This is a genomic window from Paraburkholderia sp. J69-1 (assembly GCF_905220255.1).
Lineage (GTDB): Bacteria > Pseudomonadota > Gammaproteobacteria > Burkholderiales > Burkholderiaceae > Paraburkholderia.
In genome coordinates, this window is sequence record NZ_CAJMZG010000001.1 from 215,276 (window position 1) to 229,598 (window position 14,323).

Here is a 14,323-nt window from a genome sequence, read left to right on the forward strand (position 1 = left end):
CAGTGCAGGAAATCCGCATGGCGATGCGGAATTTCCGCATCGCCATGCATGAAGCCTGCGTAGCGGCTTCACAGCGGCTTCAGGCTGACAGGGTCGTCAGACCGTGCCGCCGACCGTCATGCGGTCGATACGCAGCGTCGGCTGGCCCACGCCCACGGGCACGCTCTGGCCCTCCTTGCCGCACACGCCCACGCCCGAATCCAGGCGCATGTCGTTGCCGATCATGCTCACGTACTTGAGCGATTCCGGGCCGCTGCCGATCAGCGTCGCGCCCTTCACCGGGTAGGTGATCTTGCCGTCTTCGATCATGTAGGCCTCGGAGGCCGAGAACACGAACTTGCCGTTGGTGATGTCCACCTGACCGCCGCCGAAGTTCACCGCATACAGGCCGTTCTTCACCGAAGCGAGAATTTCCTGCGGGTCCTTGTCGCCGTTGAGCATGTAGGTGTTGGTCATGCGCGGCATCGGCAGGGCGGCGTAGGATTCGCGGCGCGCGTTGCCGGTCACGGGCATCTTCATCAGGCGCGCGTTGAGCGAATCCTGGATATAGCCCTTGAGAATGCCGTCCTCGATCAGCGTGGTGCACTGCGTCGGGTTGCCTTCGTCGTCGATATTGAGCGAGCCGCGGCGGTTCGGCAGCGTGCCGTCGTCCACCACGGTGACGCCCTTGGCCGCCACGCGCTGGCCGATCTGACCCGCGAACGCCGACGAACCCTTGCGGTTGAAGTCGCCTTCCAGCCCGTGGCCGATCGCTTCGTGCAGCAGCACGCCAGGCCAGCCCGGGCCGAGCACGACGGTCATCGCGCCGGCCGGCGCCGGACGCGCTTCGAGGTTCACGAGCGCCGCATGCACGGCGTCGTCGACGTATTTCGACAGCACGTCGTCGGTGAAATAGCTGTAGTCGTAGCGACCGCCGCCGCCGCCGTTGCCCACTTCGCGACGGCCGTTCTGTTCGGCGATCACGGTGACGGACACCCGCACGAGCGGGCGGATGTCGGCGGCGAGCGCGCCGTCGCTGCGCGCGACCAGCACCACGTCGTACTCGCCCGCGAGCGCAGCCATCACCTGGGTGACGCGCGGATCGCGGCCACGCGCCATCTGCTCGATGCGTTCGAGCAGCTTGACCTTTTCGGTGGCGTCGAGCGAAGTCAGCGGATCGGAAGGCAGATACAGATCGCGGCCCGCGACGCCCTTGAGCGAGGTGGCCACCTGGATTTTCTGCTTGCCGCCGCCAGCCTTGGCGATCGAACGCGTGGCGATGGCCGCCTGGCGGATCGCTTCGGGCGAGAGGTCGTCGGAATAGGCGAACGCGGTGCGCTCGCCGGATACCGCGCGCACGCCCACACCTTGATCGATGCTGAAGCTGCCCGACTTGACGATGCCTTCCTCCAGGCTCCATGCCTCGCTGCGCGTGGCCTGGAAATAGAGATCGGCGTAGTCGACGCGGTGCGTGAAGATCTCGCCGAGCGTGCGCGTGAGCAGCGCCTCGTCGAGGCCATAGGGCGCGAGGAGCACTTCCTTCGCGGTCGCCAGATTGCGGATGCCGGGTTCGATGATGTTCATGCGCTCAATATGGAAAGTTTCAGATGGCAGATTCGGGCGCGGTACGGCGAAATCAAGACGCCCTGGTCGATGGTTGGCTCGGGAAGCGTGTCAGTTGCAGTCGAGCACGCGATGCCGCCACGCGGGCAGACTGGCGCGCACGGCCGCGATGCGTTCGAGGTCGATATCGCCGATCACCACGCCGGGATTCTCGTCGAGCACATCGACGATTTCGCCCCACGGATCGATCAGCATGCTGTGGCCCCACGTGCGGCGGCCGTTTTCGTGCGTGCCGCCTTGCGCTGCGGCGAGCACGTAGCACTGGTTTTCGACGGCGCGCGCGCTCAGCAAGGTTCGCCAGTGCGCGCGGCCCGTGGTGTAGGTGAACGCCGATGGCACGACCATCAGCGCGCAGTCGCCCATGCGCCGGTACAGCTCGGGAAAGCGCAGATCGTAGCAGACCGACAGGCCCACCCGGCCGAACGGCGCGTCGAAGGTGCGCACCTGCGTGCCGGGGCGAATCGTGCGCGCTTCGTCGAACGATTCGGCGCCTTTTTCGAAGCTGAACAGATGGATCTTGTCGTAACGCGCGCGCTCGGTGCCGCTCGGATCGAACACGAGCGTGGTGTTGAGCACACGGTTTTCTTCCTCGGCTTTCAAAGGCAGCGTGCCGCCGATGATCCACACCTTATGACGTTGCGCGGCATCGGCGAGAAAGCGCTGGATCGGGCCGTCGCCGTAGGGCTCGCGCACGCCTAGTTTGTCGATGTCCTTGTGACCCATGAAGCAGAAGTATTCGGGCAGCAGCACGAGTTGTGCGCCCTTTGCGACGGCGGCGGCGATCAGGCGTTCGGCTTCGGCGAGATTGCGGGCGGGCTCGGGCGTGCTGACCATCTGCAACGCGGCCACGCGGAACGGCGTAACCGGGGCGCTGGATGCTGCGCGGGAGGAAGATTCGCTCATCGACGGCTCTTGTTTGGACAGTGGTCGGGCCCGGAGCGCTGCATGTTGTGCGATTGCGCGTTGCTGGATCGCTGCGAGACGCGCACGGCGCATGTCTCGCAGCGATCATCGGCAGACGATGTGGAACTCAATGCGCCGCCGCCGGAACCTGCGCGTCCATCTTACCCTGATCGCCCAGCAGTCGCTCAACATGCGGTTTGGCCCAGGAACCGGTGATGGCGTAGTTGCGCGCGAAGGTGGTTTCGACCGTGTGCGAGAGCGCGATGTCGCCGAGCAGCGCGCCCAGGCCGAGCAGCGGATTGATCACCGCCGCGACGATCACGCCCGCGCCCGCGCTCACCGTCGGGACCACGTGCACGCGCAGGTCCTGGGTTTCATGCGCGAGATCGACGCTGCCCATCATCTGCGCGCGGCCCGGTGCGGTGACGAGCTTGAAGTCGCTGGTGCGGCCGATGCCGTTCTGGATCTGCGCGCTGCCCGTGACGCTCGTGAACGGTAGACCTTCGCCGATCACATCGCGGAAATCCATGCTCGCGTAGCGCGCGAGACTCTGCAGGCTCAGCACGCCGAGCAGCGTCGCCACGCCTTGATGGATCTTGAGGATTTCGCCGTGGCGCAGATCGAGCGCGAGGCTGCCGTTGAGCGTCGGATAGTCGAGTTTGCTGGGGCCGCCGCGCCACACGAGATTGCCGCTGAGCGTGCCCGAACCGCCCTTGATCGCGTGCGCGACGCCCGCGCGCTCGAGCAGGTCGCCTGCATCCTTGATGTCGAGATGGAAGTCGAGCGCGGTGCGGCGCGGCGTCTGCGCGGCGCCGCCTGCGGTATCGGCCGGAGCGGTTTCGTCGCCGATGGCGCGCCAGTTCTCCGTCGCCGTGAAATGACCAGCCGGATTGACGATGTCGAGCGTGTCGAGCTGCCAGACCGGCACGCCGTTTTCGTCGAAGTTGTGCGCGTTGATCTGCAGACGGCCGAAGTCGCGTCCGCGCACGATCAGCTGGTTCACGACGAGGTCGATCGACGGCATGTTCTGCGCGGGCTGCGAGACCGCCTGACCGAGCAGATCGTTTTCGGTTGCGGCGGGCACGACGAGGCGCGCGAGGCGCGCTTCGAGCGTGCCGGGCGATCCCGGCACCGCGCCCGGTTTCCACGAGACGTGGCCGGAGACCTGATTGGAGGCGACGTTGGCCTGCCACTGGTTGGCGTCGCGCGACGCGCCGACGATCACGTTTTCCCAGTGGCGCTTGAGCAGCGTGAGCGTGCCGACGTGGACCGCGAAACGCGAGGGCACGTAAGACGCGAATGCGCCGCCCGGCGCGAGCGATGACGCAGGCGGCGTGGCGGTCGATGTCGCGGTGGAAGTCGCGGTCGACGTCGCAGTTGACGTCGCGGTCGACGTTATCGTTTGCGAGACAGCTTGAGGAGCGCTCGCAGCCGGGCCTGTCTGCGCGGACGCCGCAGCGCTGGCTGGCGTCGCACCCGCAGCGACTGCAGCAACCGCAGGATTGGCCGCCGCCGTCCCACGCAGTTCCTGTACCACACGACGCCACGCATCGGCATCGAAAGAGGGCAGATCGACGGCTGCGGTCACGCCGTCCGACGGCAGATCGGCGGGCTTGTTCATGCCGATCGCGCCGCGCACGACTTGCGGCACATGACCGGGATTGCGCCGCAGCACGTAACGCGCCGCCAGCGGCCCGAGCGTAAGCTCGGCGTGCTGGAACGCGGCGGCGTCGCTGGCCGAAAGCGGGGCGGCCTGAGCGTTGGGATCGTCGCCGGGACCGGGCTGCAAGGCGAAGCGCAGCGGCATCTGCGTGCCCGCCGTCTTGCCGAACGGCGCGGGCAGGTCGATGGCCAGATCGGTCAGGTCGGAACTGGCCTTCACGTCGGGCAGATGGCCGCGCGTGCCCGTCACCGAAAGCGAGTAGGGCGCCGCGCCCGAGAAGCGCCCGAGCACCGCCGCCGCCGTGCCGTGCAAATTGAGCCCGCGCGCCGCATCGACGGCCACATTGCCCGCGACGTTGACGTCATAGTGTCCGTCCTCGCGCATGCCGCCGTTGGCGCGCAGATCGCCGCCGAGGAAACGGCCCGTGAGCCGCTCGACCTGGGCGCTGCGGTTGGTGAAGCGCACGCGGCCGTTGAGGTTCGACAGCGGCGGTACGTTGTGCGCCGAAAGCGTGTTGTTCTCGAAACCGACCGCGCCCGCCACGGCCACCTTCGGCATCGGCTTGCGCGGGATCGTGAGCTTGAGCGCGAGCGTGGCCGGCCCTTGCGCCTCGACCTTCGCGGCCGCGTGCTTCGACATCGCGCCGAGCGCGCTGTTATCGGCGTAATCGAGCAGATCGGCGAGCGGCCCGCGACCCGCGCCTTCGATCACCAGATCGGAACCCTTCACGCCGAGTTCGTCGATACGACCGCTCACGTCATGCAGCACGAAGCGGCGGTAATGACCGTGCGCCACATCGAAACGCAGCTTGTTTTCGGACAGCTTGAACACGCCGTCGATGCCATCGAACGCCGGCCAGACGTTGGGCGCGCCGTTGCGCATCTTCTTCGGCGGGAACGGCGACGGGTCGAAGCGCCCGTTCGCGAACGGCGCGACGATGCGGAACTGGCCCGCGCTCGGGTCGCGCGAGTAGGGGAACTGGGCGAGATCGCCGTGAATCTCGATCGTCGCGCCCTTCGAAAGACCGGCCTGCAAACCGTGGCCCAGATACGTGCGGGTCTTTTCGCTGATGCTGGTGGGCAGATAGCGCGGAATCGCCTTCACCTGCGCCTGATCGAAATGCGCGACGAGGTCGAGCGCGCCGCGCCCGTGGCCAGGGTTGCGGTAGTGCGCGGTCATCTTGGCGCGCGCGTCGGCGTTCTGCACGCCGAGTTCGGTCACGTTGACGTCGAAGCCCTTGATCTTGTCGCCAGGCTGGCGCTGCGCGGCCACCGTCCACTTCGCCGCGCCCCACAGGCGGTCGAAGTGCAGACGCGGATCGTCGAATACGCCCGGCAGCGTGATGGCGGCGTCGGCGGTATCGAAGTCGATCGTGCCGTGCGATTCGTCGGCGTCGATGCGCCCCCAGAGGTTTTCGACCCCCGGCAGGCCCGCGCGCGGATGGTTGCGCGGCGTGAGGCCCGGCCCCGGTTCCTGGGCCGCGACGCTGAAGCCCTGCAGATCGCCCTTGAAACGGTAGTGGAGCAACGGCTCGGCGCTGGTGCTGCGCTGCTCGGCGGCGGCTTCGCCCGAATCGGGTTTGCTGCGCTCCATCGCCAGATCGTAGTTGGCGACCAGTCCGCGCGGATTGAAGCGCACGAGCGCGGTCTGCACGCGGCCCGGCAGCGGCAGGCCGCGCATGAATTCGGCGAGGATGCCCAGATCGATACGGTCGCCCTTAACCGAAATCAGCTGGCCGTTCTGCAGCGTCTGCTGGCGAAAACGCGCGTCGAGCGTGGTGAAGGCGAGCGAGCGCGTAAGCGGCGTGCCGTCGTCGAGCGGCGGTTGGCCGAGTTCGGCGCGGAAGTCGCGCAGTTGCAGCGTGTAGTCGCCGGGCGCGAGACCCATGCGCCAGTTGAATTTCGCGATCGGCAGATCGAGACGCGGCTGGGTGGGCTTCACGCGCAACGCGACATCGTTGCCGTTGAGTACGCCATCGGCGGAAACGATGCGGCCGGCTTCGAAATTCGCCCAGATTGCGTTGTCGATGCGGCCTGCATACGTGGTGATCGGCAGGTTGATATAGCGCGCGAGCGTGGGCAGATCGACGGGGCCGGTCGAGACATACGCGCTGCCGCTCCAGGCGTTCGGCTTGCCGGCCTGGGCGAAGCGCGCGTGCTTGAACTGGGCGCGGAAGTCGAGCGGGCCGTGCAGCACCGTACCCTCGGCGGGCGCCTGCAGGGCCAGTTGATGGTCGTAACCGTCGTTGAGAATCGCCAGACGGATGTTGCTGAGCTTGAGTTCGGGCGCGTCGCGCGTGGCGTCGCGCCAGCGCAGCGTGCCGCCGCGCAGCACGATGGCCTGCTGGCGCATCAGCCAGGTCGTGAAGGTGGCGTTGCCGGTGTGGGCGGTCGGCACGGGCACGCCAGCGACGGTGAGCGTGCCGTCGTCTTCGCGGGCGATTGCCACGTCCGGGTTCTCGACGATCACGCTGGAGAGCAGCGGCTCGAACGTCACGAGCGAGCGCCAGGCGACCGAGGCCGTGGCGTGCGGAACGTTGAGCGCGAGCTTGCCGTGACGGTCGCGGATCGTCAGATTGGCGACGTCGATGCCCGGCTGGAAGCCCGACCAGTGCGGCGAAAGTTTGCCGATGCGGAAGTCGGCGTGAATCCTGTCGGAGACGAGCTTTTCGATGCGCGGACGGAAATCGTCCACGTGCGGCAGCACGATATAGCGCAGCCCGAGCAGCAGCGTGGCGACGATAAAGTAGAAGACGAGCGCGATGCACGCCAGCACGCGTAGCGTGTGGCGCAAGACCGGGTGATGATGTTGCGGGCCCGCGTCTGCGCTTTCCCGGCTGACTTGTCCGGTTTGAGGCGAGCCGGCGGGATCGTTACGCTCGGACATGCTGCGGCGGGTGGGGTATGGTAGCGTTGCGTTCTGACGACGAAATGTATCACACAGGGCCGTGGGACCGGCCATCCGGGGAAGCCGGAATGGTAAGCGGCAGAGCGGCGAGCGGCATTTCGGGCACGGAAATTTTGCGTTGCGACCGGCGATATTTAGCCCGGCGCGGCGAATCCATCAGCGCAGGCCGCCGTCGCGTGACTTGCCCGCCATCGCCTTTCCTCGTCATCCACTCTCCGCGCTACACGCAACATTATTAGTCGAATCAGCCGAGCCAGAGCCTTCATGACTGACATTCCTCTCCTGAGTTCCAGTTATTCGCGCTATGCAGCGCGCGTCTACGCCGCCCGTGCCGACCTGGCGCACGAAGTCGCCGCGCTGGCCACATCGCTCATCACGCGCGAGCGCATCGTCGCGCGGCTCGACGCCTTGTGTCTGCAAGCAAGCGGCACGCCCGCCGGTGCCGCCGCTGTTCCCGCCACGGTTCCCACGCTGACCGACGAGCAACTGAAAAAAGCGCTGCGCCAGTTGCGCGCCGAAGTCATCTGCGCGGTGATGGAGCGCGATCTCGCGCGCAACGCCGATGTCGCCGAAGTCACCGGCACCATGACCGATCTGGCCGAAGTGGCGATCCAGCGTGCGCTGGCAGTCGTGAGCGCCGACCTCGAAACGCTGTTCGGCGAACCGCGCGGCCCCAACGGCGAGCGTCTGACGCTGGGCGTGGTCGGCATGGGCAAGCTCGGCGGGCGCGAGCTCAATGTGTCCTCGGACATCGACCTGATCTTCGTCTACGAAGACGATGGCGAAACCACCGGCGGCCAGCGTTCGCCCATCGCCACCCAGGATTTTTTCACGCGCGTGGGCAAGCGGCTGATCGGCGCGCTTTCGGATGTGACGGCGGACGGCTTCGTGTTCCGCGTGGATATGCGTCTGCGGCCGAACGGCGATTCCGGGCCGCTCGTGTGCAGCCTCGGCATGCTCGAAGAATATTTCTACGTGCAGGGCCGCGAGTGGGAGCGCTACGCGTGGATCAAGGGCCGTCTCGTTTCCGAGCGCGAGAGCGAGAGCGAGAGCGCCCTGCGCCTCGCCACGCAACTCGATTCGCTGGTGAAGCCCTTCGTTTATCGCCGTTATCTGGATTTTGGCGTGATCAGCGCGATCCGCTCGCTGCATCTGCAGATTCGTCAGGAAGCGCAGCGCCGCGCCATGATGCGCCCCGATAAAGCCGACGACATCAAGCTCGGGCGCGGCGGCATCCGCGAAATCGAATTCAGCGCCCAGGTGTTCCAGCTGATTCGCGGCGGCCAGGACGCGGGCTTCCGGGTGCGCCCGACGCTCGCCGTGCTCGGCTACGCGGCCGCGCGCGGCCTGATTGCGCCCGAGGTCTGCCACGACCTGACGCTCGCCTACAACTTCCTGCGCGAACTCGAACACCGTCTGCAATATCGCGACGACGCGCAGACGCACGCCATGCCCGTCGACGAAACCGAGCGCGCGGCGCTCGCGCAGACCATGGGTTACGCCGATTACGCCGCGCTGATGGTGGCGCTCGAAGCGCATCGCGAGAAGGTCGAGCAGCAGTTCGACCAGATCTTTTCCGACAAGGTGGGCGGCGAAAGCGGCTGCGGCGCGCCCGACGACGGCGCGGCCGCGTGGGTCTGGAGCGGCGCGCTGGCCGAAGAAAGCGCGGACGGCGACCTGCTCGCGCGGCTCGCCGAACTCGGCATCGACGATCCGGCGCCGCTGCTCGCGCGTCTGCGCGGCTTGTGGCAATCGTCGCGTTACACCGGGTTGCCGGAAAAGAGCCGCGAGCGCTTCGACAGCGTCGCCAAACGCGCGCTCGAAGCCGCGCGCACGCTGGAGCCGCGCGAGCGGCGCGGCGACACGCTCGCGCGCATGTTCGACCTGCTCGAAGCGGTGATCCGGCGCGGCGCCTATCTCGCGCTGCTGACCGAATACCCGGACGCGCTCAACCGCGTGCTCAAGGTGCTGGGCGCGTCGCGCTGGGCGGCGGGCTATCTGATCCGCCATCCGCAACTGCTCGACGAACTGCTCGACGACGAAGCGATTTCCTCGCCGTTCGACTGGCCCGAGTTCTCGCGTCTGCTGCGTGCGCGCATGAGCGCCGCCGCCGATGTCGAGCAGCAGATGGACCTGCTGCGTCACGCGCACCAGGCCGAAGTGTTCCGCATTCTGCTCAACGACCTGGCCGGGCGGCTGTCGGTCGAACACGTGAGCGACCGGCTTTCCGAACTCGCCGATGCGGTGCTCGACGTCACCATCGAAACCGTCTGGAAGCAGTTTTCGAAGCGACATCGCGACGTGCCGCGCTTTGCGGCGATCGCCTACGGCAAGCTGGGCGGCAAGGAGCTGGGCTACGCGTCGGACCTCGACATCATCTTCCTCTATGACGACGAGGACGATCGCGCCGCCGAAATCTACGCGGCCTTCGCGCGCCGCCTGATCACCTGGCTGACCACGGCGACGGGCGCGGGCACGCTGTTCGACATCGATCTGCGGCTGCGGCCCAATGGCGAATCGGGCCTGCTCGTGACCGATCTCGGCTCGTTCCGCCGCTATCAGTTGCGCGAAGGCGATGCGGCCAATACGGCGTGGGTCTGGGAGCACCAGGCGCTGACGCGCGCGCGCTTTTCGGCGGGCGATGCGGCCATCGGCAATGCCTTCGAGGCGATTCGCGTGCAGGTGCTGACGACGCCGCGCGATGCGGCGCCGCTTGCGCAGGAGATCGTCGAGATGCGTCAGCGCGTGCAGGAGGGGCATCCGAATCGCACGGCGCTATTCGATCTCAAGCACGATCGCGGCGGTATGGTCGATATCGAGTTCACGGTGCAGTACTGGGTGCTGCTGCACGCGGCGCAGGACCCGGAGCTGATCCGCAATACCGGCAATATTGCGCTGGTGCGCGAAGTGTCGCGCTTCGGGCTGATGAGCGAGGAAGAAGCCGATACGATCGGCGCGGCGTACCGGCTGTACCGGAAGCTGCAGCATCAACTGCGGCTCGACGGCATGGAGACGGCGCGCGTCGACCCGGCGCGTGTGGAGCGCGAGCGCGAGGTCGTGCTGGCGCTGTGGAAGCGGGTGTTCGGGGAGCGGGGCGGGGAGTGAGGGCGTTGGCGGACGCTGAACCTCAAGCCGCCAGCATCTCCTTCGCATGCCGCCGCGTGGTGGCGGTGATTTCCAGCCCGCCGAGCATGCGGGCGACTTCCTCGACGCGGCCGGTTTTATCGAGCGGCGTGACCGCCGACACCGTGCCGCCATTGCCGTCGCCGGCTTTCGCCACCTGGAAGTGCTGATCGCCGCGCGCGGCCACCTGCGGCAAGTGCGTGACGCACAGCACCTGGCGCGCCTGCCCGAGTTGATGCAGCAGACGCCCGACCACTTCGGCGACGCCGCCGCCAATGCCCGTATCCACTTCGTCGAAGATCAGCGTGGGCGTGGGGCTCGCGGCGCTCGCGATCACGGCGAGCGCAAGGCTGATCCGCGCGAGTTCGCCGCCCGAGGCGATCTTCGCGAGCGGGCGCAGCGGCACGCCCGCGTGGCCCGCGACGCGGAACTCGATCTGCTCCAGACCGTGCGCGCCGCCGACCGGTTCGCCGTTGCCGCTATTGCCGCCGAGCGGCACCAGCGCGACTTCGAAGCTGCCGCCCGCCATCGACAATTCCTGCATGCCTTGCGTGACCGCCGCGCCGAGTGCCTGTGCGGCGCCGGCACGCGCCTTGGATAGCTTGCGTGCTTCGACGAGATAGGCTTCGTTGGCCTTATCGGCGGCTGCGCGCAAGGCGTCGAGATCCGATGCGGCGTCGAGCAGCGCCAGTTGCTGGCGGCGCGAGGCATGTTCGGTGGGCAGCGCTTCCGGCTGCAAACGGAATTTGCGCGATGCCGAATGCAGCGCGTCGAGGCGCTTTTCGACCTGCGCGAGCCGGTTCGGATCGAGTTCGAGCCGCTGCGCGTAATGCGAGAGCGAGTAGGCCGCTTCCTGAAGCTGGATCGTGGCCGGTTCGAGTGCGGCAAGCGCGTCGCCGAGCGCGCCATCGACTTCGGCCAGATCGCGCAGCTTCGAGACGATCGAATTCAACTGCGAAATCATCGCTTCGTCCGATTCCGACAACGCCACCAGCGCGCCTTGCACGCCCTCGATCAGGTTCGCCGAATTCGACAGGCGCGTGTGCTCCGCGCTCACTTCTTCCCATTCGCCGGGCTGCGGCGAGAGTTTGTCCAGTTCGGCCAGTTGCCAGGCGAGGCGTTCGCGTTCGAGTTGCAGTTCGCGGTCGCGCGACTGGGCAGTTTGCACCGCGTAGCGCGCGTCGCGGGCATCGCGCCAGACGCGCGTCACGCGCGCAGCCAGTTCGGTCAGGCCCGCGTGCGTGTCGAACAGTTCGCGCTGCGAGTCCGGGCGCATCAGCAACTGGTGCGCGTGCTGGCCGTGAATATCGACCAGCCGTTCGCCGATGTCGCGCAGTTGCGCGAGCGTGGCCGGCGTGCCGTTGATGAAGGCGCGCGAGCGGCCGTTGCTGTCGACCACGCGGCGCAGGATCACGCCGTTTTCGCCATCGCTGTTGGCGAGCGCCTGCTCGTCGAGCCAGGCCGCCACGTGCGGCGGCGCGTCGAATTCGGCGGTGATGTCGGCGCGGCTCTCGCCCGTGCGCACGACGCCAGCATCGGCGCGCGCACCGAGCGCGAGCGCCAGGGCGTCGATAAGAATCGACTTGCCCGCGCCGGTTTCGCCGGAAAACACGGTGAAGCCGCTGTCGAATTCGAGGTCGAGCGCGGCGACGATCACGAAGTCGCGAATCGAGAGATGACGGAGCATGGCGTCTTGAATCTGGCGGATGGCGATGGCGCCGGTTCGATGTTCTGGTTGATCGCGGCTGCGCGCACGGTTCGCCGTCATACGCACTACGGCCCGGCGCGCGATCCGCGAATCGGGGAGTGCGTCAGTCCTGCGGCTCGCTCGACAGATTCTGCAGTGCGGGCGGCTCGTTCCAGTGCAGTTTCTGACGCAGCGTCCGGTAATAGCTGTAGCCGACCGGATGCAGGAAGGGCACGGTATGGCGCGAGCGGCGCACTTCGATCACGTCGTTGAGTTCGACGGCCGTGAACGACTGCATGTCGAAGTTCACGTTGACGTCGCGGCCCGCGACGATCTGGATGCTCACCTTGCAGTCGTCGGGCAGCACGATCGGGCGGTTCGAGAGCGCATGCGGCGCGATCGGCACGAGCACGATGCCTTGCAGTTGCGGATGCAGGATCGGCCCCTGCGACGACAGCGCATAGGCCGTCGAGCCCGTGGGCGTGGCGACGATCAGGCCGTCCGAGCGCTGGTTGTACATGAAACGGCCGTCCACGTGCACGCGCAGTTCCGCCATGCCCGAAAAGCCGCTGCGGTTCACGACCACGTCGTTGAAGGCGAGCGCGTGGTAGATCGGGTCGCCGTCACGCATGATGCGCGATTCGAGCAGCGAACGCTCCTCGCGCTCGAAGCTGCCCGCGAGCAGTTGCGGCACGACTTCCTGCATGTCGGAGAACGGGATGTCGGTGATAAAGCCCAGCCGCCCGTGGTTGATGCCGATCAGCGGCGTGCGGTAGGGCGCGAGCTGGCGGCCGATGCCGAGCATCGTGCCGTCGCCGCCGAGCACCACGGCGACATCCGCGCGCGCGCCGATTTCGGCGATCTGCAACGCGGGATAGCCTGCGACGCCGATCTCCTGGGCGGTCTGTGCTTCGAACACAACTTCGAAGCCGCGCTGCGAGATGGTCTGGGCGAGCGCCGTCAGCGGCTCGCCGATGCCTTGCGTATTGCTGCGCCCAACGAGCGCAACCGTTTTGAACTGGCTCTGGATCTTCTGGATCTGCATGCCGGCATTACACCATAGTCAGTGCATGAAAAGAACCTGGGAACCGCGCTCCCGCCCAACCGGGGCGGGCCAGCGGCTGATTTTCAGGCGCGCTGCGCATAAGGCGGTGACACGGCGTTGACATCCGCATGACCCGCGGATGACGGCGAAGCGCACCGCATCGCTCCTGCAAAAGCCTGCGCGCGCCCCATCCGGCGGCGCCTTGCACGTGAGGGCGTGCACCCCCGACTCGCCGCCAACCCGGCATTAGGCTAGAATTTTCAGTCATGCTAGATCCCCGCGCACAAACCCTCCTCAAAACGCTGATCGAGCGATATATCGCCGAAGGTCAGCCGGTTGGCTCGCGCACGCTGTCGCGATTCTCCGGCCTCGAACTGAGCCCGGCGACGATCCGCAACGTGATGTCGGACCTGGAGGAGCTGGGACTCGTTTCCAGCCCGCACACCTCGGCCGGGCGCGTGCCTACGCCGCGCGGCTATCGTCTGTTCGTCGACACCATGCTCACCGTCGAGCCCTCGGCCGACGAAGACGCCCTCACGCGCGCGGTCAAGACCACGCTGCGCCCCGGCGAGCCGCAGAAGGTGGTGGCGGCGGCAGCCAGCGTGCTGTCGAACCTTTCGCAGTTCGCGGGCGTGGTGCTCACGCCGCGCCGCAGCCACGTGTTCAAGCAGATCGAGTTCATGCGCCTGTCGGACAAGCGCATCTTGCTGATCATCGTCACGCCCGAAGGCGACGTGCAGAACCGCATCATGGCGACGCAGCGCGACTTCACGCCTTCCGAGCTGATCGAAGCTTCGAATTACATCAACGCGCATTTCGCGGGTCTCTCCTTCGACGATGTGCGCCGCCGCCTGCGCGAGGAAATCGACGCCCTGCGCGGCGACATGACCACCCTCATGCACGCGGCCGTGACCGCCAGTACCGAGGACACCGATACCGGCGAGACCGTGCTGATCTCCGGCGAGCGCAACCTGCTCGAAGTGGCCGATCTTTCGTCGGACATGGCGCGCCTGCGCAAGCTGTTCGACGTGTTCGACCAGAAAACCAGCCTGCTGCAACTGCTGGACGTGTCCAGCCACGCGCAAGGCGTGCAGATCTTCATCGGCGGCGAATCTCAACTCGTGCCGATCGAGGAAATGAGCGTGGTGACCGCGCCGTACGAAGTCAACGGCAAGATCGTCGGCACGCTGGGCGTGATCGGGCCGACGCGCATGGCCTACAACCGCGTGATTCCGATTGTGGATATCACCGCGCGGCTGCTTTCGCTCACGCTTAGCCAGAACTGACATACCCGCGCTCCTGTCGCTTCCCGGTTTGCCGTCGCGTTTCCCCTCACCGCCTGCCAGCATGATCGCCCGAAGCGGCGCGCCGCGCCATTGGCCGAATGGCCAGC

The 14,323-nt window shown here is 67.0% G+C and carries 7 protein-coding genes; 2 read left to right on the forward strand and 5 right to left on the reverse strand.

The genetic code is table 11. The features are described from left to right. Positions 1–96: 96 nt before the first annotated feature. The 3 genes from tldD to U5A67_RS01095 all read right to left on the reverse strand — a co-directional run bounded on the left by tldD (position 97) and on the right by U5A67_RS01095 (position 7,054). Positions 97–1,563: a metalloprotease TldD gene (tldD, locus tag U5A67_RS01085; RefSeq protein WP_205981377.1), complete on the reverse strand. Its 1,467-nt coding sequence runs from the start codon at positions 1,561–1,563 to the stop codon at positions 97–99. 90 nt (positions 1,564–1,653) lie between these two features. After that, complete coding sequence (locus U5A67_RS01090; RefSeq protein WP_321815982.1) at positions 1,654–2,505, reverse strand: carbon-nitrogen hydrolase family protein; 852 nt, start codon at positions 2,503–2,505, stop codon at positions 1,654–1,656. 127 nt (positions 2,506–2,632) lie between these two features. Continuing rightward, entirely contained in the window at positions 2,633–7,054 is a 4,422-nt protein-coding gene (locus tag U5A67_RS01095) for a YhdP family protein (RefSeq protein ID WP_321815983.1), read from the reverse strand. Between the two features lie 285 nt (positions 7,055–7,339). Here U5A67_RS01095 and glnE point away from each other — a divergent pair, with 285 nt between their 5' ends. After that, on the forward strand, positions 7,340–10,180 hold the full coding sequence (gene glnE, locus U5A67_RS01100; protein ID WP_321815984.1) for a bifunctional [glutamate--ammonia ligase]-adenylyl-L-tyrosine phosphorylase/[glutamate--ammonia-ligase] adenylyltransferase: 2,841 nt from the start codon (positions 7,340–7,342) through the stop codon (positions 10,178–10,180). A gap of 22 nt (positions 10,181–10,202) precedes the next feature. Here glnE and recN read toward each other — a convergent pair whose 3' ends face one another. Both recN and U5A67_RS01110 read right to left on the reverse strand, forming a co-directional pair. After that, a complete protein-coding gene (recN, locus tag U5A67_RS01105; RefSeq protein ID WP_205981373.1) occupies positions 10,203–11,885 on the reverse strand; it encodes a DNA repair protein RecN in 1,683 nt (560 codons plus the stop codon). 124 nt (positions 11,886–12,009) lie between these two features. Further along, positions 12,010–12,930, reverse strand: coding sequence for an NAD kinase (locus U5A67_RS01110; protein ID WP_205981372.1), 921 nt, complete (start codon positions 12,928–12,930; stop codon positions 12,010–12,012). A gap of 266 nt (positions 12,931–13,196) precedes the next feature. Between U5A67_RS01110 and hrcA the strand changes: the two genes are divergently transcribed. Next, positions 13,197–14,216, forward strand: coding sequence for a heat-inducible transcriptional repressor HrcA (gene hrcA / locus U5A67_RS01115; RefSeq protein WP_205981371.1), 1,020 nt, complete (start codon positions 13,197–13,199; stop codon positions 14,214–14,216). The last annotated feature ends 107 nt before the right edge of the window (positions 14,217–14,323 follow it).